At 73.4% G+C, this 20,485-nt stretch carries 20 protein-coding genes; 13 read left to right on the forward strand and 7 right to left on the reverse strand.

Annotated elements, in window-relative coordinates; all coding sequences use genetic code 11:
• The coding region (locus ABZW03_RS11850) for a DUF6542 domain-containing protein (RefSeq protein ID WP_355255286.1) at positions 1-533 on the forward strand (533 nt) is incomplete at its 5' end.
• 77 nt (positions 534-610) lie between these two features.
• Here ABZW03_RS11850 and ppgK read toward each other — a convergent pair.
• Together ppgK and ABZW03_RS11860 are read right to left on the reverse strand one after the other, a co-directional pair.
• Positions 611-1,357, reverse strand: coding sequence for a polyphosphate--glucose phosphotransferase (gene ppgK / locus ABZW03_RS11855; protein WP_355255289.1), 747 nt, complete (start codon positions 1,355-1,357; stop codon positions 611-613).
• A gap of 274 nt (positions 1,358-1,631) precedes the next feature.
• Complete coding sequence (locus ABZW03_RS11860; protein ID WP_355255292.1) at positions 1,632-2,606, reverse strand: 4-hydroxy-3-methylbut-2-enyl diphosphate reductase; 975 nt, start codon at positions 2,604-2,606, stop codon at positions 1,632-1,634.
• A 121-nt stretch (positions 2,607-2,727) separates the two neighbouring features.
• Here ABZW03_RS11860 and ABZW03_RS11865 point away from each other — a divergent pair, with 121 nt between their 5' ends.
• The 4 genes from ABZW03_RS11865 (at position 2,728) to ABZW03_RS11880 (ending at position 6,513) form a co-directional block, all read left to right on the forward strand.
• Positions 2,728-4,134, forward strand: coding sequence for an APC family permease (locus tag ABZW03_RS11865; RefSeq protein ID WP_355255295.1), 1,407 nt, complete (start codon positions 2,728-2,730; stop codon positions 4,132-4,134).
• Between the two features lie 113 nt (positions 4,135-4,247).
• On the forward strand, positions 4,248-5,459 hold the full coding sequence (gene xseA, locus ABZW03_RS11870) for an exodeoxyribonuclease VII large subunit (RefSeq protein WP_355255298.1): 1,212 nt from the start codon (positions 4,248-4,250) through the stop codon (positions 5,457-5,459).
• An 81-nt stretch (positions 5,460-5,540) separates the two neighbouring features.
• A complete protein-coding gene (locus tag ABZW03_RS11875) occupies positions 5,541-5,798 on the forward strand; it encodes an exodeoxyribonuclease VII small subunit (protein ID WP_355255301.1) in 258 nt (85 codons plus the stop codon).
• A 112-nt stretch (positions 5,799-5,910) separates the two neighbouring features.
• Entirely contained in the window at positions 5,911-6,513 is a 603-nt protein-coding gene (locus ABZW03_RS11880; RefSeq protein ID WP_355255304.1) for a malonic semialdehyde reductase, read from the forward strand.
• Between the two features lie 109 nt (positions 6,514-6,622).
• Here ABZW03_RS11880 and ABZW03_RS11885 read toward each other — a convergent pair whose 3' ends face one another.
• Positions 6,623-7,159 carry a DUF4245 domain-containing protein gene (locus ABZW03_RS11885; RefSeq protein WP_355255307.1) on the reverse strand — a complete coding sequence of 179 codons (537 nt, stop codon included), beginning with the start codon at positions 7,157-7,159 and terminating at the stop codon, positions 6,623-6,625.
• A gap of 215 nt (positions 7,160-7,374) precedes the next feature.
• Between ABZW03_RS11885 and glpX the strand changes: the two genes are divergently transcribed.
• Positions 7,375-8,415 carry a class II fructose-bisphosphatase gene (gene glpX / locus ABZW03_RS11890; RefSeq protein WP_355255310.1) on the forward strand — a complete coding sequence of 347 codons (1,041 nt, stop codon included), beginning with the start codon at positions 7,375-7,377 and terminating at the stop codon, positions 8,413-8,415.
• 84 nt (positions 8,416-8,499) lie between these two features.
• Here glpX and ABZW03_RS11895 read toward each other — a convergent pair whose 3' ends face one another.
• A complete protein-coding gene (locus ABZW03_RS11895) occupies positions 8,500-8,931 on the reverse strand; it encodes a WhiB family transcriptional regulator (RefSeq protein WP_355255313.1) in 432 nt (143 codons plus the stop codon).
• A 262-nt stretch (positions 8,932-9,193) separates the two neighbouring features.
• A complete protein-coding gene (locus ABZW03_RS11900) occupies positions 9,194-9,883 on the reverse strand; it encodes a DUF1707 domain-containing protein (protein WP_355255316.1) in 690 nt (229 codons plus the stop codon).
• Positions 9,884-10,089: 206 nt separating this feature from the next.
• Between ABZW03_RS11900 and ABZW03_RS11905 the strand changes: the two genes are divergently transcribed.
• From ABZW03_RS11905 to ABZW03_RS11915, 3 genes are all read left to right on the forward strand, one after another.
• Entirely contained in the window at positions 10,090-11,757 is a 1,668-nt protein-coding gene (locus tag ABZW03_RS11905; RefSeq protein ID WP_355255319.1) for a fumarate hydratase, read from the forward strand.
• Positions 11,758-11,910: 153 nt separating this feature from the next.
• Positions 11,911-12,183 carry a type II toxin-antitoxin system prevent-host-death family antitoxin gene (locus ABZW03_RS11910; RefSeq protein WP_355255322.1) on the forward strand — a complete coding sequence of 91 codons (273 nt, stop codon included), beginning with the start codon at positions 11,911-11,913 and terminating at the stop codon, positions 12,181-12,183.
• Positions 12,180-12,440, forward strand: coding sequence for a Txe/YoeB family addiction module toxin (locus ABZW03_RS11915; protein ID WP_355255325.1), 261 nt, complete (start codon positions 12,180-12,182; stop codon positions 12,438-12,440). The genes ABZW03_RS11910 and ABZW03_RS11915 overlap by 4 nt, the downstream gene beginning before the upstream one ends.
• Before the next feature lie 19 nt (positions 12,441-12,459).
• On the opposite strand, the gene ABZW03_RS11920 is transcribed toward ABZW03_RS11915, so the two are convergent.
• Complete coding sequence (locus ABZW03_RS11920; RefSeq protein ID WP_355255327.1) at positions 12,460-13,218, reverse strand: GntR family transcriptional regulator; 759 nt, start codon at positions 13,216-13,218, stop codon at positions 12,460-12,462.
• Between the two features lie 137 nt (positions 13,219-13,355).
• On the opposite strand from ABZW03_RS11920, the gene ABZW03_RS11925 reads away from it, so the two are divergent.
• Positions 13,356-13,631 (forward strand): hypothetical protein, encoded by a 276-nt coding sequence (locus ABZW03_RS11925; RefSeq protein ID WP_355255330.1) that lies wholly within the window; start codon positions 13,356-13,358, stop codon positions 13,629-13,631.
• Positions 13,632-13,814: 183 nt separating this feature from the next.
• Here ABZW03_RS11925 and ABZW03_RS11930 read toward each other — a convergent pair whose 3' ends face one another.
• Positions 13,815-14,099: a hypothetical protein gene (locus tag ABZW03_RS11930; protein WP_355255333.1), complete on the reverse strand. Its 285-nt coding sequence runs from the start codon at positions 14,097-14,099 to the stop codon at positions 13,815-13,817.
• A 213-nt stretch (positions 14,100-14,312) separates the two neighbouring features.
• Here ABZW03_RS11930 and ABZW03_RS11935 point away from each other — a divergent pair, with 213 nt between their 5' ends.
• The 3 genes from ABZW03_RS11935 (at position 14,313) to ABZW03_RS11945 (ending at position 20,485) form a co-directional block, all read left to right on the forward strand.
• Entirely contained in the window at positions 14,313-17,270 is a 2,958-nt protein-coding gene (locus ABZW03_RS11935; protein ID WP_355255335.1) for a BTAD domain-containing putative transcriptional regulator, read from the forward strand.
• Between the two features lie 573 nt (positions 17,271-17,843).
• A complete protein-coding gene (locus ABZW03_RS11940; protein ID WP_355255359.1) occupies positions 17,844-18,515 on the forward strand; it encodes a class I SAM-dependent methyltransferase in 672 nt (223 codons plus the stop codon).
• 83 nt (positions 18,516-18,598) lie between these two features.
• A complete protein-coding gene (locus tag ABZW03_RS11945) occupies positions 18,599-20,485 on the forward strand; it encodes an ATP-binding SpoIIE family protein phosphatase (protein ID WP_355255338.1) in 1,887 nt (628 codons plus the stop codon).

The raw sequence follows: 20,485 nt of genomic DNA on the forward strand, positions 1-20,485 counted from the left end.
GGCGCGGCGGCGGCCCCGACCGGCCCGCCGGTCTCCGGCCCGGAGTTCCAGCGGATGCTCACCCGACCGGCCCCCGACTGCGGCTACGGCTGCGCCTGCCGCTGCCCGGGCGCGGGCGCGGCGACGAGCAGCTGTACGGGCGGCGGCGCACCGGCCGGCCGACCCGGCTGACGGCCGTCGGCACCGGGGTGGTCGCCGTCCTGGCGACGCTCGCGGTGGCGGGCGTGGACCGGCTGCTGTTCGACGGCCTGGGCTGGCTGTTCGGCCTCGGCTACCTGGTGGTCTGCTTCCAGCTGGCCGTCCGGGTCCGCTACACCGACCTGCTGGCCGCACCGATCAGCGGGCCGATCGCCTTCGCCCTCGCGCTGCTGCTGCTCGAACCGGTGAGCTCCCCGGGCGTCACCGCCCAGGTGGTCTCGCTGGCGACCGGGCTGGCGCTGCGGGCCGGCTGGCTGTTCTCCGGCACCGGGCTGGCCGCGCTGATCGTGCTGGCCCGGTTCGTCGCCCAGCGCCGGATCCACCGCACCCGCTGACGCCCCGCACCCGCTGACACGCCGCTCCCGCCGACGCCCCGCTCCTGCGTGCGGCGGCGCCTCCCCGGGAGCGCCCCTCAGCTCCCCGCCCTGGCCGCCGCCATGGCGGCTCCGACGATGCCCGCGTCGTTGCGCAGCTCCGCCGGCACCACCCGCGCCCCGCGCTCCTTCAGCAGCGGCAGGAACTTCTCGTGCTTGCGGCTGACCCCGCCGCCGATCACGATCAGTCGCGGCGAGAACAGCCCCTCCACCAGGTCCAGGTACTCGTCCACCCGCCCGGCCCACTGCTCCCAGTTCAGCCCGTGCCGCTCCTTGGCGGCCGAGGAGGCCCGGCGCTCGGCGTCCTTGCCGCGCAGCTCCAGGTGGCCCAGCTCGGTGTTGGGCACCAGCACGCCGTCCACGAACAGGGCGCTGCCGATGCCGGTGCCGAAGGTGAGCACCAGGACCACGCCCGACTCGCCCCGCCCGGCCCCGTGCGTCAGCTCGGCCAGCCCGGCCGCGTCCGCGTCGTTCAGGACGGTCGCGGGCATCCCCAGCGCCTGGCGGAAGAGGCCGGCCGCGTCCAGCCCGATCCAGTTCTTGTCCACGTTGGCCGCCGTCCTGGTGCGGCCGTCGACCACCACACCGGGGAAGGTCAGCCCGACCGGGCCCTGGTGGTCGAAGTGGCGGACCACCTCGCAGACGGCGGCGACCACGGCCTCGGGGGCGGACGGCTGCGGGGTGAGTACCTTGTGGCGCTCCTCGGCGAGCACGCCCCGGGCCAGGTCGACGGGCGCGCCCTTGATCCCCGAGCCGCCGATGTCCACGCCGAATACCGCCGTCATGCCGTCCGCCCTCCGCCGTCGGCCGCGGACCGGCCGGTCCGCGGCCGGTGAATCGTCCACAGCCTGTGCACAAAGCTACGAGAGCGCGCCCGGGCACGCACAGCGGGAAGCCGCCGGCGGACGGCGGACGGCGGACGGCGGACGGCGGACGGCGGAACGGTGGAACGGTGGACGGCGGAACGGTGGACGGCGGAACGGTGGACGGCGGAAGGGCCGGCACCCCGCACAGGGGTACCGGCCCTTCACCGACGGGCTCGGGGCTCGCCCGGTCGGCTCAGAGCTTGCCCGCCGCCTCGGCGCGCAGGTCCCGGCGCAGCTCCTTGGGCAGCGAGAACGTCAGGTGCTCCTCGGCGGTCTTGACCGTCTCGACCGTGTCGTAACCGCGCGCGGCCAGGAACTCCAGCACGCCGTCGACCAGGACCTCCGGCACCGAGGCGCCGCTGGTCAGGCCGACCGTGGTGACGCCCTCCAGCCACTCCTCGCGGATCTCCTCGGCGAAGTCCACCAGGTGGGCGGCCTTGGCGCCGTACTCCAGGCCGACCTCGACCAGGCGGACGGAGTTGGAGGAGTTCTTGGAGCCGACCACGATCAGCAGGTCGGTCTCCGGGGCCAGCTGCTTCACCGCGACCTGGCGGTTCTGGGTGGCGTAGCAGATGTCGTCGCTGGGCGGGCTGACCAGCTGCGGGAAGCGGTTCTTGAGCTCGCCGACGGTGGCCATCGTCTCGTCCACGGACAGCGTGGTCTGGGACAGCCAGACCACCTTGGACTCGTCCCGGACCCGCACGTTGGCGACGTCCTCGGCGCCGTCCACCAGGTGGATCCGGTCCGGGGCCTCGCCCATGGTGCCGATGACCTCCTCGTGGCCCTCGTGGCCCACCAGCAGGATGTCGTAGCCCTCGTCGGCGAAGCGCACGGCCTCCTTGTGCACCTTGGTGACCAGCGGGCAGGTCGCGTCGACGGTGGCGAGCTTGCCGGCCCGCGCCTCGTCGTGGACGGACGGGGCGACGCCGTGCGCGGAGAAGACCACGATCGAGCCCTCGGGCACCTCCTCCGTCTCGTCGACGAAGATCGCGCCCTTCTTCTCCAGGGTCTGCACCACGTACTTGTTGTGGACGATCTGCTTGCGGACGTAGATGGGCGCCCCGTACTGCTCCAGGGCCTTCTCCACGGCGATCACGGCGCGGTCGACTCCCGCGCAGTAGCCCCGGGGGGCGGCGAGCAGGACACGGCGCTGCGCGGTCTTGGACATGGCTCCATCGTACGGGCGGCCGCGACCTGCGCCCGCCGTCCCGGCCACCCGGCGGGAAGCCGCGCCGACCCCGGACACTTTCCCTGCAAACCCGGTCAACAGCGCTCAAAATGTGGTGTCTATGAGCTCTGTGAGCGAGCAGGTGACGCCGAGCGGCCTGCGCCGCAGCCTGGGCGTCCGCGATCTGATGGTCTACGGACTGCTGTTCATCGCCCCGATGGCCCCGGTCGGCGTGTTCGGCGTGCTGGACGCCAAGAGCCACGGCGCCGTCGCCACCGTGTACCTGGCCGCGACGGTGGCGATGGGCTTCACCGCCCTCTCGTACGCCCAGATGGTGCGCGCGGTGCCGCAGACCGGCTCGGTGTTCGCCTACGCGCGGGCCGGGCTGGGCGAGGGCCCGGGCTTCATCGCCGGCTGGATGGCGATGCTGGACTACCTCCTGATCCCCGCGGTGGCCTACCTGTTCTCCGGGATCGCGCTGAACTCCCTGGTGCCGGGCGTCTCGCGCTGGGTCTGGACGGCGCTCGCGGTGGCGGTGACCACCGCACTCAACCTGGTCGGGGTGCGGACGGCGGCGGTGGTCGGCTTCGCGGTGCTCGCGATGGAGATCGCGGTGCTGACGGTGTTCGTGGCCGCGGCCGTGGTGGCGCTGGCCCAGGACGGCGCCCGGCGCGGCTGGGACACCCCGTTCACCGCCGTCGGCGACTTCTCGCTGACCGCGGTGATCTCGGCGGTGTCCGTCGCGGTGCTCTCCTACCTGGGCTTCGACGCGATCGCCACCTTCGTGGAGGAGGCCGTCGGCGCCTCGGCGGCGGTGGCCCGGGCGGTGCTCCGGTGCCTGGTGCTGGCCGGGGTGCTGTTCGTCGCCCAGACCTACCTGGCGGCGCTGCTGGAGCCGATGGGCCCGCAGCAGCTGGCCGCCGACCCGGCGGCGCAGGGCTCGGCCTTCTACGACACCGTGGAGAGCGGCGTCGGGCACTGGCTGCACGTGCTGGTCGCGGCCAGCAAGGCGATCGGCGCGGCCTTCGCGGCCCTGGCCGGGCAGGCGGCGGCCGGCCGACTGGTCTTCGCGATGGCCCGGGACGGCCGGCTGCCGCGGCTGCTCGGCACCGTCGACCCGGCCAGCGCGGTGCCGCGCCGGGCGCTGCTGGCGGCCGCGGTGATCACGCTGGCGGCGGCGGTCTGGGCGGCCGACCGGGACGACGGGCTGGACCAGCTCACCTCGGTGGTGAACGTGGGCGCGCTGACCGCCTTCGCGCTGCTGCACGCCTCGGTGGTCGGCTGGTACGCGGTGCGGCACGGCTCGCGGCGGTGGCTCCCGCACGTGGTCGTGCCGGTGCTGGGGATCGCGGTGATCGGGGCGGTGGTGTACGAGGCCTCGACCACCGCGCAGGTGGTCGGGCTGGTCTGGCTGGCGGTCGGGCTGGCGGTGCTCGCCGTCCAGGGCTCCGCCGGGCGGGGCGGCACCCGCGGCACCGGCGGCACCCGTGGCGGCCCCGGCCGGGTCGGCGGGCGCCGTCGGCCGTGAGCCGTCGTGAGCCGTGAGCCGTAAGCCGTGACCGTGAGCCGTCGTGCACCGTGAGCCGCCGTACGGTCTCGGCGGTCTCGGCCGTGTCGGCCCGCGCCGCTAGCCTCGTACGCATGGCCAACACCAGCTCCCCCGAAGCGCCGCTCCCGGTCGGCAAGGTCTCCGCGCTGATCGGCGGCTGGATCGACCGGCTCGGCGCGGTCTGGGTGGAGGGGCAGATCACCCAGCTCAGCCGCCGCCCCGGGGCGGGCGTGGTGTTCCTGACCCTGCGCGACCCGCAGGCCGACGTGTCGCTCACGGTGACCTGCTTCCGCTCGGTGTTCGACCAGGTCGCGGACGTGGTGCAGGAGGGCGCGCGGGTCGTCGTGCACGCCAAGCCGGAGTGGTACGCGGCGCGCGGGCAGCTGTCGATGCGCGCCTCGGAGATCCGTCCGGTGGGGCTCGGCGAGCTGCTGGCCCGGCTGGAGCAGCTGAAGCGGCGACTCGCCGGGGAGGGCCTGTTCGCGGCCGAGCGCAAGCGCCCGCTGCCGTTCCTGCCGCAGTGCGTCGGGCTGGTCACCGGGCGCGGCTCGGCGGCCGAGCGGGACGTCCTGGAGAACGCCCGGCGGCGCTGGCCGGCGGTGCGCTTCGAGGTGCGCAACGTGCCGGTGCAGGGGGTCAGCGCGGTGGAGCGGGTGAGCGCGGCCGTTCGGGAGCTGGACGAGCACCCCGAGGTGGACGTGATCGTCGTGGCCCGCGGCGGCGGCAGCGTGGAGGACCTGCTGCCGTTCTCGGACGAGGGCCTGGTGCGGCTGGTCGCGGCCGCCCGGACGCCGGTGGTGAGCGCGATCGGGCACGAGCCGGACCAGCCGCTGCTGGACTTCGTGGCCGACCTGCGCGCCTCCACCCCCACCGACGCGGCCAAACGGGTGGTTCCGGACGTCGGCGAGGAGCTGGCCAAGGTCCGCCAGCTGCGCGACCGCGCCCGCCGGCACGTGCTGGCCCGGGTCGAGCGCGAGCAGCACGGGCTGGACGGGGTGCGCAGCCGCCCGGCACTGGCCGCCCCGCACCGGATGCTGGACGGGCGCGGGCAGGAGGTGGACGGCCTGCTGGAGCGGGCCCGGCGCACCCTGCGGCACCGGCTGGACCACGCCCAGAGCGACCTGGGGCACACCCTGGCCCGGGTGGTGGCGCTCTCCCCGGCGGCCACCCTGGAGCGCGGCTACGCGGTGCTCCAGCGGGCGGACGGCACGGTGGTGACCGACCCGGCGGAGGTCGCGCCCGGCGAGGGGCTGCACGCCCGGGTGGCGGGCGGCGGCTTCGACGTCACCGTGGCGCCCGAGTAGTCGCCGGCCGGCCGCGGCGAGCGGGCAACCGGCGCCCGCCGGGGCTGGGGAGTGTCGGTCCGAGCCCCTACGCTGGCACGCATGGCAGAGCAGCAGGAGCAGCAGGACGCGGCGGCACCGAACCCGGACGACGCGCTGGGGTACGAGCACGCCCGGGACGCGCTGCTGGACGTCGTCCGGCAGCTGGAGAACGGCGGGACGTCGCTGGAGGAGTCGCTGGCCCTGTGGGAGCGCGGCGAGCAGCTGGCGAAGGTGTGCCAGCGCTGGCTGGACGGCGCCCGGGCCCGGCTGGACGCCGCGCTGGCCGCCGAGGAGGGCGCGAACCCGGGCGGGGAGTGAGGCAGGTCACAATTGCTTGGGGAATCGTTGAAGATTCACCTATGTTGGTGAGAGTGACCGGCTGCGGCCGATCATACCGACGAATCTCCTTATCCGCATGAGGTGCACAAGCATGACCACCGACGCCCTGGTACTCGACGCCGCCGCTCAGGACCTGCTGTTCCGTGAGGCCCGCACCGCGAACACCTTCACCGACGAGCCGGTGTCCGAGGAGCAGGTCCAGGCCATCTACGAGCTGGTGAAGTTCGGCCCGACCGCCTTCAACCAGCAGCCGCTGCGCGTCGTCCTGGTCCGCTCGGCCGAGGCCCGCGAGCGCCTCGTCCGGCAGATGGCGGACGGCAACAAGGACAAGACCGCCGCCGCCCCGCTGGTCGCCATCCTCGCCGTGGACAACGAGTTCCACGAGGAGCTGCCGACCCAGCTCCCGCACTTCCCGCAGGCCAAGGACCTGTTCTTCTCGGAGCGCAGCGTCCGCGAGCAGTCCGCCACCCTGAACGGCGCCCTGCAGGCCGCCTACTTCATCGTCGGCGTGCGCGCCGCCGGCCTGGCCGCCGGCCCGATGACCGGCTTCGACGCCGAGGGCATCAACAAGGAGTTCTTCGGCGACGGCGAGCACTCGGTGCTGGCCGTGGTCAACATCGGCAAGCCGGGCGCGGACGCCTGGTTCCCGCGTTCGCCGCGCCTGGCCTACGACGAGGTCGTCACCACCGTCTGATCGGCCCGCACGCCGAAGGGCCCCGCACCGGTTCGTCCGGTGCGGGGCCCTTCGACGTGCTGCGGAGCGGGAGCCGGGGCTTCGGCGTACCGCGGAGCCCGGGTCGGGCCTACTTGAGCGCCTGCGCCAGCTCGGCCAGCTCCTCGTAGGAGGCGGTGCCGGTGAGCAGGGCGGTCCCGGGGCCGGTCTGCACGGCCAGCGCGCGGGCCTTCTCGCCCTGCACCCGGTCCCAGGCCCGGCCGGCCACCTCGGAGCTGCCGTCCGGCTTGGCGCCCGTCACGTACTCGGCCACCAGGGAGTCGCGCGGCACGTCGCTCTGCTCGACCGCCGCGTACTGGCCGGAGGGGGTCACGAAGCCCAGGTGCCAGGCGTTGCCCTTGCCGTTGTTCTGGTCGGCCGGCCGGTAGCTGACCGAGGTGGCCCGCCACTTGTCCGGCAGCCCGTCCGGGGAGAGCAGCGGGTACGGCGCGGCGCGCTTGGCCGAGGCCGCCGCGACCTTGTACTCGACCACGTGCACCGGGTCGCCGCTGGCGTCGTGCGGGAGGAACAGGTACCCGATCCAGACCACGAAACCGACCGCCAGCATCGACAGGACCATGTCCCGTACGGTCTGCCGGCCCCTCATGCCCTTGCTGTCTGCTGCCACCCCCACATGGTGACTCATCCACACAGCGGGGCGGTCACCAGGGGTGTCCACGTACGGGTGAACCGGGACGAACCGGTGGTTTCCGCCCCGGGGCAGCGACCCGCGCCACAGACAGTCATCTCGTGGGCAGATACGATCGCAGGACCCTCACCACGGCGTTCGACCTGGCAGTAGTCGGGCGCTCACTGGCCGTCGCGTACAGAGAGGTAACGACGATGACCACGCAGTACCCGCACCACCTTCCCAGTGCCCTGGAGGTCGCGCCCGAGGCTCCGGACCGGAACCTCGCGCTCGAACTCGTCCGGGTCACCGAGGCGGCCGCGATGGCCGCCGGCCGGTGGGTCGGACGTGGCGACAAGAACGGCGCGGACGGTGCCGCCGTGAAGGCGATGCGCACCCTCGTCTCGACCGTCTCGATGAACGGCGTCGTCGTCATCGGCGAGGGCGAGAAGGACGAAGCCCCGATGCTCTACAACGGCGAGCGGGTCGGCGACGGCACCGGCGCCGAGTGCGACGTCGCGGTCGACCCGGTGGACGGCACCACGCTGACCGCCAAGGGCATGAACAACGCGGTGGCCGTGCTGGCCGTCGCCGACCGCGGCACCATGTTCGACCCCAGCGCCGTGTTCTACATGGACAAGCTGGTGGCCGGCCCGGAGGCGGCCGACTTCGTCGACATCACCGCCCCGGCCGCGGTCAACATCCGCCGGGTCGCCAAGGCCAAGGGCCGCGCCGTCGAGGACGTCACCGTCGTCGTGCTCGACCGCCCGCGCCACGACGGCCTGGTCCGGGAGATCCGCGAGGCGGGCGCCCGGATCAAGTTCATCTCGGACGGCGACGTGGCCGGCGCCATCATGGCCGCCCGCGAGGGCACCGGCGTCGACCTGCTGATGGGCGTCGGCGGCACCCCGGAGGGCATCATCGCGGCCTGCGCGATGAAGTGCATGGGCGGCGTGATCCAGGGCCGGCTGTGGCCCAAGGACGACGCCGAGCGGCAGAAGGCCCTGGACGCCGGCCACGACCTGGACCGGGTGCTCACCACCGACGACCTGGTCAGCGGCGAGAACGTGTTCTTCGTCGCCACCGGCATCACCGACGGCGAGCTGCTGCGCGGCGTGCACTACCGCTCGGAGACCGCCACCACCAGCTCGCTGGTGATGCGCTCCAAGAGCGGCACCATCCGCGAGATCAACTCCACCCACAAGCTCTCGAAGCTGCGGGCGTACAGCGCGATCGACTTCGACCGCGCCAACTGAGCTCCACGCGAGCGCACTTCGCGGCCCCGGCGGAATCCCCCTCCGCCGGGGCCGCGGCGCGTCCCCCGGGTCTCGGACCCGCCGTCACCCGGCTATCCGGCGCCGCGCGGCCGCCGTCACCCGGGCCGCCTCGCGCAGCTCCGCGTCCCGCCGGCGGCGCCGGGCCAGCACCACCCGCCGCTCGGCGGCCGTCAGCCCGCCCCAGACCCCGTACGGCTCCGGCTGGGCCAGCGCGTGCTCGCGGCACTCCAGCAGCACCGGGCAGCGGGCGCACACCCGCTTGGCCTGCTCCTCGCGCGACAGCCGGGCCGCCGTCGGCTCCTTGGAGGGCGCGAAGAACAGCCCCACCTCGTCCCGCCGACACGCGGCGCCGGTGTGCCAGGGGTTGTCCTCGCCCGCGGGGGAACCCGCCGGGACGCCCGGGGACTGCGGCTGCGGCCGGACGCCGGTGCGGCGCTCCAGGACCTGCGCAGCGGCGACTGGCGAGGTGGTGCGGGACTCGATCGGATGCAGCACGGCCGTACTCCTGACGAGGCTCTCGGACACGGGGAACCCTCGCTCCCCCGCCGGCCGCGAGCCCCCGCTGTCCATCCCCGGCACGGCCGCTCGGCCGCCTCCGGTGCGCAGCCGTCCAAGAAGCGATGTGCCGAAGGAACTACCCCGCCCGGCCGCGATTCATGCACACTGCACGCAATCGACTACGGAGCGCACTGGCCGCAACGCCGAACGCCCGACCGGGAGTTGACTCCCGACCGGGCGCAGTGCAGGTCAACGACGGTCAGTCGGCGCCGAGTTGGCGGCGCACCCACTCCTTGAGCTTCTTGCCCCGGCTCGGCTTGGCGGTGCAACCGCCGAAGAGCGCAAGGCCCTTGACCCGGACAACCGGAGCGTACGGGTCCGCCGCGGTCTGCTCCCGGACGTCGAAGCCGCCGAAGATGCCGACGCCGGAGCCCTGCAGGCTGACGTTCTCCGGCACCCGGATCTCGACCCCGCCGAACATCGCCATGACCGTGATCTCCACCTCGGGAGACTCGAACACCGCGTCGCTCAGGTCGATCTCCACCCCGCCGAAGGCGGCGAAGGCGCTCAGCTGCGAGCCCACCCGCCAGCGGCCCTTGCGGGACGCGCCGCCGAAGATCGCCACCATGGTCGGGGACTCCTGGCGCGCGGGCGGCTGCGGCGCCCCCTGCGGGGCGTTCAGCGGCTGCTTCTCGAAGGAGAGCGGGCGGGCCGGGAGGTCCCGGGTCAGCGGCGCGAGGTCCCCGAAGGTCTTCGCGGCGTAGGCCGCCTCGATCCGCTCCGCGTGCTCGTCCGCGTCCAGCCGGCCCTCGGCGTAGGCGTCCCGCAGCAGCTCCGCGACCTTCTCGCGGTCCGCGTCGGAGACGCGCAGCTCGGCCTCCGCGACCGGCGCGTGCGGCCGCGGCGCGGTCTCGGCCCCGGGCTCGGGCTTGAGTTGGGGTTTGGTCATGGGTACGGGCGCCGGCACCGGCGGCTGCCCCGAATCGTCGTGCGACGGCGAGTTGTCCACGGGGGCAGCCTAGTCGCTCGCACTCCTGCGCGAGTGAGCCCGGTCACGCAAGGCTGCCCTGTCCTCGTGCCCGGTTCCGGCGGGTCCTACCCTGGATGGTGCTTCGCCGACGCAGCCGGACCAATGGACAGCTAAGGACCGCCCCCATGGCTCCCACGCCAGACTTCGAGTACAGCGACCTGCTCCCCCTGGGCGCTGACCCGACCCCGTACCGCAAGCTCACCTCCGAGGGTGTCTCCACCTTCGAGGCCGGCGGTCGCACCTTCCTCCAGGTCGAGCCCGAGGCGCTGCGGCTGCTGACGGCCGAGGCGATGCACGACATCTCGCACTACCTGCGCCCCGCCCACCTCGCCCAGCTGCGCCGCATCCTGGACGACCCGGAGGCGAGCCCGAACGACCGCTTCGTCGCGCTCGACCTGCTGAAGAACGTCAACATCTCGGCCGGCGGCATCCTGCCGATGTGCCAGGACACCGGCACCGCGATCGTCATGGGCAAGCGCGGCCAGAACGTGCTGACCCAGGGCGGCGACGAGTCCGCCATCGCGCGCGGCGTGTACGACGCGTACACCAAGCTCAACCTGCGCTACTCCCAGATGGCCCCGGTGACCATGTGGGACGAGAAGAACACCGGCAACAACCTGCCGGCCCAGATCGAGCTGTACGCCACCGACGGCGACGCGTACAAGTTCCTGTTCATGGCCAAGGGCGGCGGCTCCGCCAACAAGTCGTACCTGTACCAGGAGACCAAGGCCATCCTGAACGAGGCGAGCATGCTCTCGTTCCTGGAGCAGAAGATCCGCTCGCTGGGCACCGCGGCCTGCCCGCCGTACCACCTGGCGATCGTGATCGGCGGCACCAGCGCCGAGTTCGCGCTGAAGACCGCCAAGTACGCCTCGGCGCACTACCTGGACAACCTGCCGACCGAGGGCAACGCCCGGACCGGCCACGGCTTCCGCGACCTGGAGCTGGAGGCCAAGGTCACCGAGCTGACCCAGAAGATCGGCATCGGCGCCCAGTTCGGCGGCAAGTACTTCTGCCACGACGTGCGGGTGGTGCGCCTGCCGCGGCACGGCGCCTCGCTGCCGGTCGCGATGGCCGTCTCCTGCTCCGCCGACCGCCAGGCGCTCGGCAAGATCACCGCCGAGGGCGTGTTCCTGGAGCAGCTGGAGACCGACCCGGCGAAGTACCTGCCGGACACCACGGACGAGCACCTGGACGACGACGTGGTGCGCGTCGACCTCAACCAGCCGATGTCCGCGATCCGCGCCGAGCTGTCCAAGTACCCGGTGAAGACCCGGCTCTCGCTCACCGGCACCCTGGTCGTCGCCCGCGACATCGCCCACGCCAAGATCAAGGAGCGCCTGGACGCCGGCGAGGGCATGCCCAAGTACCTCCAGGACCACCCGGTCTACTACGCGGGCCCGGCCAAGACCCCCGAGGGTTTCGCCTCCGGCTCCTTCGGCCCGACCACGGCCGGCCGGATGGACTCCTACGTCGACCAGTTCCAGGCGGCCGGCGGCTCGATGGTCATGCTCGCCAAGGGCAACCGCAGCAAGCAGGTCACCGACGCCTGCGCCGCGCACGGCGGCTTCTACCTCGGCTCGATCGGCGGCCCGGCCGCCCGTCTCGCCCAGGACTGCATCAAGAAGGTCGAGGTGCTGGAGTACGCCGAGCTCGGCATGGAGGCGGTCTGGCGCATCGAGGTCGAGGACTTCCCGGCCTTCATCGTCGTCGACGACAAGGGCAACGACTTCTTCCGCGAGACCACCGAGGGCCCGCTGATCACCAGCCTGCGCGTCCGCTCCAAGGAGTAGCCCCGCACGCGGGACCCCCCGCACGCCCCCTGACCGCCCCGGCCGCCCCGCGCCCGGGGCGGTCCTCGTCCGGCCCAACGCCATGGCATCCGGTACGGAGAACTCGTACCATGACGGTACGGATATCCGGTACCCCAGTGGAGGACGGCTGCCATGGCGATCAGCGCGAGCGAGGCCCGCACTCAGCTCTTCCCGTTGATCAAGAAGGTCAACGACGACCACGCCCCGATAAGAATCACCTCCAAGGGCGGGGACGCCGTCCTGATGTCCGCCGAGGACTACGACTCCTGGCAGGAGACGATCTACCTCCTGCGCTCCCCCGCCAACGCGCAGCGGCTCATGGAGGCCGTCGCCCGGGACAAGGCGGGCGACCCCGGCGTCACCAGGACCATGGAGGACCTGGAAGCGTTGGCGGGTGAGGTGTGAGGAGCGTCCACTTCGACCCGGACGGCTGGGAGGACTTCCTGTTCTGGCTCGGGTCGAACCGGAAGATGGCTCAGCGGATCACCCGCCTGATCGGCGAGATCCAGCGGGATCCCTTCGACGGCATCGGGAAGCCCGAGCCCCTGAAGGGTGACCTGGCCGGCTACTGGTCGCGCCGGATCGACGACGAGCACCGACTGGTGTACCGGGCGGACGAGAAGGAGGTGAAGGTCCTCAAGGCCCGCTACCACTACCGGTAGCAGGTGCCGACCCGGCCGCTCAGGCGTCGAAGTCGTACTCCAGGACGTAGGAGGCGGCGTCCAGGATCATCTCGTTGAGCTCGACGACCTGGCCCTCGTCGGCGAAGGCGGTGCGGCAGATCAGGATGACCGGGGTGCCGGCGGACAGTTCCAGGCGGGCGGCCTCCTCCCCGCTGGGCATCCGGGAGCGGACCTCCTCGCGGAAGTGCACGGGCTTGGCGCCGATCTCGGCGAGCCGGGCGTAGGTGCCGCCGGGGCCGGTGTCCGCACGGGTGATGGCGGTGCCCGCGACCAGGACGGCGGGCAGGTAGGAGGTCGAGAGCAGCACCGGCTTGCCGTCCAGGACGAAGCGGCGGTGCCGCACGCACATCGGGGCGCCCGGGTCCACCCCGAGCACCCGGGCCACGCGCTCGGGCGCGCCCCGCTCGGTGACGGACACCTGGTCGACCGTCAGGCTGCGGTTGTCGATGTCCGCCGACCATATCGACCGGCCGGAGCCCCACTGCCCCTGCGCCAGCCGCTGGATGCCGCGCCGGCGCAGCGGGCGGAAGTCGCGGACGAACACCCCGGCGCCGCGGCGCGCCTCGGCGATGCCCTCGCTCTGCAGCACGCCCAGCGCCTGGCGGGCGGTCATCCGGGCCACGCCGTACTCGTCCATGAGGTCGTTCTCGCCGGGCAGGCGGTCGCCCGCGCGGTACCGGCCGGTGTCGATGGCCGTCTTCAGCGCTTCGGCGATCCGCTGGTACTTGGGCTGCCTGTCGCCACTGCTGCCGGTCATCGCCGCTCCCTCTGCCTGGGACAAATCGTAGGGGCGTCCGCGGCCGCCGGTAAGGAGATACGACCGTTGACATCTCTAGAGATATTAGCTTCTCTAGAGATGCTGGCCAGTCGCCGACCAGAGCGAGGAGCAGCACGGTGAGCACCCGACAGCGCAACGCCCCGGCCTACCGGCCCCACGTGGGTGAACTCGTCCTCGACCGGAGGACCGGACGCACCGGCATCTACATGGACACCATCGGCGGCGAGCACTACCTGCGCCCCGAGCCCGGCGGCCGGGAATGGACGGCCGACCCGCACCAGGTCGCCCCCGCCCCGGGGGCCGGTGATTCAGCCGAATACGATCTTCCTCGGCAATTTCGGCAAAACGCGGGCAAACGGCAACATTTCGACCACCGCAATACCCCCGGGTGAATCCGGAATTCCGGAACGCCCCGCGCCCGCCGTCGGGCACGTTACGGATATCGCCGGTCACCATGTGTGCACCGCGGGCACGTTTCGGCCACCCGGTTGACACCGACGGGGAATTGGCGTGCCCATAACCGCCGGTGCCCCCGCGCCCGGACGGGGGCGACGGGGGCACCGGGCCGGCCCGGCCTACGCGTGGCCGAAGACGATGCTCTCCGGCTCGTACTTCTCGCCCGGCTTGCCGGTGTCCGGCTTGGCGGGCTCCACCAGCTGGTCGGCCTCGTCGCCGAAGACGCCGTTCTCGATCGCGTTCTTCCGGTCGGCACTCGGCTCGGTGTACTCGGTCGGGTTCGAGGCCGCGGTGACCGCGCCCTCGACAGCCTGGCCGGCCTCCACAGCGACGTCCGGGGCCGGGGTCTTCGCCTCGTTCTCGGGCGTCGACGGCACCGGGGTCTCGCTCTGGTCGTTGGCCATTGGCGGCCGCCTTTCGGTCATCAAATGTCGTCAGCCCGGCCGGTTTGGCGCAGGCGCGGGGACAGTATCGTAGGGTTGATTAAATGTCCGATAAACATCGTGCGGCTGGCGGAACCGTCCGGCAGAGTCGGACGTCCGCCTAAGCTGAAGCACCACGGCGGACCGCCGAGCGCCCTTTCACGGAATCGACACCACAGGCCATCGGGGGACTTCATGGAGTTTCGGGAGACGCCGCAGAACCCTGCGCCGCGCTTCCAAGTCCTCGGCCCGGTCCAGGCCTGGGTCGACGGCCGGCCCCTCTCGCTCGGCTCCCCCCAGCAGCAGGCGGTCCTGACCACCCTCCTCCTGCACGCCGGACGCCCGGTCCCCACGCAGGACCTGGTCGACGCGCTCTGGGGCGACCGGCCCCCGGCCCAGGCGGTGGCCGCGCTCCGCACCTACGTCTCCCGGCTGCGCTCCGTCATCGAACCCCGGCGGGAGGTGCGCCGCCCCGCCGAGCTGCTGGTCTCGGTCGCCGACGGCTACGCGCTGCGCATCCCGGGCGAGGCCCTCGACCTGACGGTCTTCGAGCGGCTCTGCTCGGAGGCCGCGGCCGCCCGGACGAACGGCGACAAGCAGGAGGCGCACCGGCTGCTGACCGAGGCGCTGGGCCTGTTCAGCGGCCGCCCGCTCACCGGCATCCCCGGCCCCTACGCCGACACCCAGCGGCTGCGACTGGCCGAGCGCCAGGTGGCCGCCGCCGAGGACCTGTGCGCCGCCGCCCTCGACATCGGCCGGCACGCGGAGATCGTCGGCGAGCTCAACAACCTGACGACCGAGCACCCGCTGCGCGAACGCCTGCGGGAGCTGCTGATGCTGGCGCTGTACCGCTGCGGCCGCCAGGCCGAGGCGCTCGGCGTCTACACCGACACCCGCAAGCTGCTCATCGAGGAGCTCGGCGTCGAGCCGGGCGTCGGCCTGTCCACGATGCACACCCGGATCCTCGCGGCCGACCCGGCGCTCGCCCTCCCGGCCGTGCCCGAGGCGGCGGCGAAGGACCGCCCGGTCACCCCGCCCCCGGCCCAACTCCCGGCCGACGTCTCGGACTTCAGCGGCCGCGCCGAGCTGGTCGGCGACCTCTCGGCGGTCCTGATGAACGCCACCGGCCAGGCCGTGGTGGTCACCTCGCTGGCCGGCATCGGCGGCGTCGGGAAGACCACCCTGGCCGTCCACGTCGCCCACCGCGTCCGGGCCGAGTTCCCGGACGGACAGCTGTACGTGGACCTGCGCGGCGCCGGCGCCGCACCGGCCGACCCGGTCGTCGTCCTCGGCGACTTCCTGCACGCCCTCGGTGCCACCGAGAACCCGGAGTCGATGGAGCAGCGCGCGGCCCTCTACCGCTCGCTGCTCGCCAACCGGCGGATGCTCATCCTGCTGGACAACGCGCGGGACGCCGACCAGATCCGGCCGCTGATCCCGGGCGTCTCCGGCTGCGCGGTGCTCGCCACCAGCCGCTCCCGGCTCGCCGGCATCCCCGGCGCCCAGCTGTTCGACGTCGAGGAGCTGACGCCGAAGGAGGCGCTGGCGCTGTTCTCGGCCATCGTCGGGGAGCAGCGGGTCGCCGCCGAACCGGAGGCCGCCATGGCGGTGGTCACCGCCTGCGGCTTCCTGCCGCTGGCGGTCCGCATCGCCGCCGCCCGGCTGGCCAGCCGGCCGCGCTGGAGCGTCTCCGACCTGGCCCGTCGGTTAGCCGATCAGCGCCGCCGCCTGGACGAGCTCCAGCTCGGCAACCTGGCCGTGGAGACCACCATCGGGCTCGGCTACGGACAGCTGTCCCCGGCCGAGGCCCGCACCTTTCGGCTGCTCGCGCTGATCGACTCCCCCGACATCCCGCTCGCGGCCGCCGCGGCGCTGCTCGGCCTGGACGAGGACGCCGCCGAGGACCTCGCCGAGGCGCTGGTCGAGGCGAACATGCTGGAGTGCTTCACTCCCGGCCGCTACCGCTACCACGACCTGCTCCGGCTCTACGCCCAGCGGCAGAACGAGCGGATCGGGGACACCGAGGAGCAGCAGCGGGCCGTCCTGCGGCTGCTCGACCTGCTGATCCCGACCGTCCGCAACGCGGCCCGGACCATCGAACCGGACGACCCGGAGCCCGAGCTGCTCACCACGCCCTCCTCGCCGGGGATCGGCCTGCCGACCATCGGCTCCGCCCAGTCCTGGCTGCGGACCGAGAGCGCCCTGCTGCTCAACTCCGTGGCCGCGGCGGCGAACGGGCCGCGCTCCTCGCAGCACGCGGCGATCGACCTGCTGATCCTGCTGTACGGCCTCGACCCGGACCCGACCCACGGCCCCCAGGTGCGCCCCGTCCTGGAGACCCTCGGACGCGAGGCGGAGCTGCGCGACGACTCCCCCGCGCTCGCCCGGGTGCACTTCGTCCTGGGCGCCCTGAACTACGTCACCAGCGACTTCCAGGGCGCCGAGCACTCGCTGCGCCGCAGCCTGGACCACCAGTCGCCGGACGAACCGACCGTCCAGCTGCTGGCCACCGCGAACATCCTGGGCGTGATCCTGAGCCTGGGCAACCGCCCGGCCGAGGCCCTGCCGTTCATGGAGCAGGCCCGGGCCACCAGCCAGGCGGTCGGCGCACCGACCGCCGAGGCCCGCATCGTCAGCAACATGGCGCGGGCGCAGCACCGGCTCGGGATGACCGAGACGGCGGTGCGGTCCGCCGGTGAGGGCGTGGCCGCGGCCCGGGAGTCCAAGAACGGCCCCCTGCTCGCCCAGACCCTCTACCAGCTGGGTGTGGTGCTCTCCGGCGGCGACGCCGTCCCGCACCTGCGCGAGGCGCACCGGCTCTACCAGTCGCAGCAGAACCCCCTGTGGGAGGGCTACACCCTGGCCCGGCTCGCCTCCGCCCTGCTCGTCGCCGAGCAGCCCGCCGAGGCGGCCTCGGCGGCCGGCGAGTCGCTGGCGATCGGCCAGGAACTGGACTCCGCCTACTGCCAGGGCCTGGCGAACGCCGCGCTGGGCGAGGCCCTGTTGACGCTCGCCCAGCCGGCCCGTGGACTCGCCTGCCTCCAGGAGGCACATGCGATCTTCACCCGGCTCGGTGTGCCTGAGGCCTCCCCCGTGGCGGACCTCATCTCCCAGCAGCACACCGAGCCCCTCTCTTCTCCCCCCGCGCCGTGAGGCTTCCGCTCCCCCACGGAGAGCCTCCCCCGTTCCGCGCGTCGGCGCTCCCGCAGCCCCCCGGCTGCGGGAGCGCCCTCAACGCTTCCCCGGCGCTGGACTCCACTGTGCACCGGACCGATTGACGTTCGATAAACGTCCGATAGTCAGCCCGCCGATCGGTGAAACCGCAGGTCACCGACCTTGCCCGGGCGCGTCGCCCGGCGTGCGGGGCCGCGCGCACAACCCTGTCCGCACCCTCGTGCTTCCGCAACCCCGGCCACAACGGCCCAACTGCGGCGAGTTGGCCGGAAAGGGACCCCACGACGCAGTGATCACGCATATTCTCAGATGCCAGTACGCACACGCGTGTCCGCCGGAAACCCGTCGGGGTGCAGTCCGTCCGTGTGGTGCGCAGAGCGTGACGTACCGCCACCGGCAGCGGCCCGCGGGGCCGTGGAGGAGCCACCGGAGGCCACGGGTGGAAGGGTGTCCCGCAACGTGACGACCGGACAGATATCCGACCCGTTCCCCGTCGGCGAGGACGCCGGCGACGACGAGCCGGAGGTACGGCGGCGGCGGGCGGCCCGGGCACTGCAGGCGGTCGCCTTCGACACCATCGGCACCGGGTACGGCGAGGCCTTCCCCGCCAAGGACGGCCAGCTGGCCTGCGGCCGGCGGCTGCTCGCCGAGCTCGAACCGGGCGCCCGGGTGCTCGACGTGGGCTGCGGCGCCGGTGACCCGACCGTCCGCCAGCTGACCGCGGCCGGGCTGCGGGTGACCGGCGCGGACCTCTCCGACGGCATGCTCGCGCTGGCCCGGCGGACCGCCTTCCCGGGCGCGTTCCCGCCCGTCTTCCATCGGATCGACCTGTACGATCTGGCCACCGAGCGGGCGGACCGGGTCTGGAACGCCCCGGGGCTGGGGCCGGACGGCCGGGGCGGCTTCGCCGCGGTCACCGCGTTCTTCTCGCTGATCCTGCTGCCGCAGGACGAGATCCCGACCGTGCTGGGGCAGCTGCGCGAACTCCTGCGGCCCGGGGGACTGCTGGCGCTCGGTATGGTCGAGGCGGACCTGGATCACGTTCCGCTTCCGTTCCTTGGCAGAGAGCTGCGGATCAGTGGGTATCTGAGGGAGGATCTGGAGCGGGTTCTGGTCTCGGCCGGCTTCGCCGTCGAGGAGTGCTCGGGGCATCCGTACGCACCGGCCAGCACCACGCTGCCGCCGGAGGAACAGCTGTTCCTGTGCTGTCGACGCGTCGGCTGATCGAACCGGGACAGGACCGGCCGCGCCCGCGGCCGGGGCAACAGAACAGCTCACCGACCACACCGAATCCAGGACAGGCAGCCGTGCGCGACCAGCTCAAGACCGAGGCGGAGCAGCCGCCCGCCGTCCCGGGCCAGCGCCGCCAGGTCCCGGCCGCGGCACCGGGCCCGACCTCGGCCCCGACGGCGGCGACCCCGGCCACGGCCCCGGCACGGCGGACGGGTGCCCGGCCGGAGCGCGCCGAGATGGCGGACCGCCTGGCCTACCTCGACTCGGCGACCCGGCGGATCAACAGCGCCCTCGACCTCGCCGCGACGCTGCGCAACATCGGCCGGGTGCTGGTCCCGACGCTCGCCGACGCCGCCGTCGTCCACCTGCGCGACCCGCTGCCCAACGTCGAACGCGAACCAGGGTTCCCGGAGGAGCTGCGGATACACCACAGCACCGGCACCCGGATCGGCCGCCGCGGCCGCCCGAGCGGCCTGGACGACCGGCGCCGCTCCCGCTACGGCGCCCGCTCGACCGCCGACGGCGGCCCGGCCACCCCGGTGACCCGCGGCGGCGCCCTCGCCCACGCCCTGCTGAGCCGCCGCCCCGCCGAGGCGGCCGTCCTCGGCACCCCCGCCGCCGAGCGCGCCGAGACACTGCTGCGCGAGCTGTACGGCACCCGCGGGGTGGCCCGGCTGGCCGCCGGCACCTCCGTCCTCGCCCTGCCGCTGCGCGGCCGCAAGGCCGTGCTCGGGCTGCTGATACTGATCCGCCGCCCTCCCGAACGCAGCGGCCGCCCGGTCTTCGACGCCGCGGACACCGCGACCGCGGCGCACCTCGCCACCCAGGCCGGGCTGGCCGTGGACACCGCGCTGCGCTACGCCCGCGAGTGGGAGATCGCCAACGAGCTCCAGCGCAGCATGCTGCCGCTGCGCCTGCCGCAGTCGCACGGCGTCCGGATCGCCCAGCGCTACCTGCCCGGTGAGCGCGGCGCGCAGGTCGGCGGGGACTGGTACGACGCCGTCCCGCTGCCCGGCAACCGGGTCGCCCTGATCGTCGGCGACGTGATGGGCCACTCGCTCACCTCGGCCGCCATCATGGGCCAACTGCGCACCAGCGCCCAGACCCTGGCCGCCCTCGACCTGCCGCCGCACGAGGTGCTCTACCACCTGGACGAACAGGCCCAGCGGCTCGGCCGCGAACAGCACCTGGCCACCTGCGCCTACGCGGTCTACGACCCGATCGCCAACCGGGTGGTGATGGCCAACGCCGGGCACGTCCCGCCGGTGCTGGTCCGCCCGGACGGCAGCGCCGAGCTGGTCGAGCTGGACTCCGGGGCGCCGATCGGCGTCGGCGGGGTGGACTTCAACTCCGTCGAACTGCCCGCGCCGCCCGGCTCGGCCCTGCTGCTGTTCACCGACGGCCTGGTGGAGACCCGCACCCGCCCGATCAGCGACGGCCTGGAGCTGCTGCGCGCCCGGATCGCCGCCGCCCGCTGGCAGACCCCCGAGCAGCTGTGCCAGGAGGCGCTGCGGATCCTGCCGCCCGGCGACCGCGGCGACGACATCGCGCTGCTCGGCGCCTGCTTCGACGGCATCCCGGCCGGGGACGTCGCGCACTGGTACCTCCAGCCGCGCAACGAGACGCCGGGCCGGGCCCGCCGACTGGCCGCGCACACGCTGCGCCGCTGGGGCCTGGACGAGCTCAGCGAGGCGACCGAGCTGATGGTCAGCGAGCTGGTGACCAACGCCGTCCAGCACGCGACCCGGCCGGTCACCCTGAGCCTGGTGCGCACCACCCGGCTGCGCTGCGAGGTCGGCGACGACAGCCCGCTGCTGCCGCGCCCGCGCCGTACCGGGCCGGAGGACGAACGCGGGCGCGGGCTGCAGATAGTGGCCAGGTGCGCGGACCGCTGGGGCGCGACCAGGCTGGGCACCGGCAAGGTGGTCTGGTTCGAGCAGCGGCTGCCCGCGGGGACGTGA

The sequence above is a fragment of the Kitasatospora sp. NPDC004799 genome (assembly GCF_040609095.1).
Lineage (GTDB): Bacteria > Actinomycetota > Actinomycetes > Streptomycetales > Streptomycetaceae > Kitasatospora.

Bases quoted from the DNA above. Each gene is read 5' to 3' on its own strand.
- ppgK (WP_355255289.1), bottom strand. From the start codon at position 1,357: ATGACGGCGGTATTCGGCGTGGACATCGGCGGCTCGGGGATCAAGGGC.
- ABZW03_RS11860 (WP_355255292.1), bottom strand. From the start codon at position 2,606: ATGTCCAAGACCGCGCAGCGCCGTGTCCTGCTCGCCGCCCCCCGGGGC.
- ABZW03_RS11865 (WP_355255295.1), top strand. From the start codon at position 2,728: ATGAGCTCTGTGAGCGAGCAGGTGACGCCGAGCGGCCTGCGCCGCAGC.
- xseA (WP_355255298.1), top strand. From the start codon at position 4,248: ATGGCCAACACCAGCTCCCCCGAAGCGCCGCTCCCGGTCGGCAAGGTC.
- ABZW03_RS11875 (WP_355255301.1), top strand. From the start codon at position 5,541: ATGGCAGAGCAGCAGGAGCAGCAGGACGCGGCGGCACCGAACCCGGAC.
- ABZW03_RS11880 (WP_355255304.1), top strand. From the start codon at position 5,911: ATGACCACCGACGCCCTGGTACTCGACGCCGCCGCTCAGGACCTGCTG.
- glpX (WP_355255310.1), top strand. From the start codon at position 7,375: ATGACCACGCAGTACCCGCACCACCTTCCCAGTGCCCTGGAGGTCGCG.
- ABZW03_RS11900 (WP_355255316.1), bottom strand. From the start codon at position 9,883: ATGACCAAACCCCAACTCAAGCCCGAGCCCGGGGCCGAGACCGCGCCG.
- ABZW03_RS11905 (WP_355255319.1), top strand. From the start codon at position 10,090: ATGGCTCCCACGCCAGACTTCGAGTACAGCGACCTGCTCCCCCTGGGC.
- ABZW03_RS11910 (WP_355255322.1), top strand. From the start codon at position 11,911: ATGGCGATCAGCGCGAGCGAGGCCCGCACTCAGCTCTTCCCGTTGATC.
- ABZW03_RS11920 (WP_355255327.1), bottom strand. From the start codon at position 13,218: ATGACCGGCAGCAGTGGCGACAGGCAGCCCAAGTACCAGCGGATCGCC.
- ABZW03_RS11930 (WP_355255333.1), bottom strand. From the start codon at position 14,099: ATGGCCAACGACCAGAGCGAGACCCCGGTGCCGTCGACGCCCGAGAAC.
- ABZW03_RS11935 (WP_355255335.1), top strand. From the start codon at position 14,313: ATGGAGTTTCGGGAGACGCCGCAGAACCCTGCGCCGCGCTTCCAAGTC.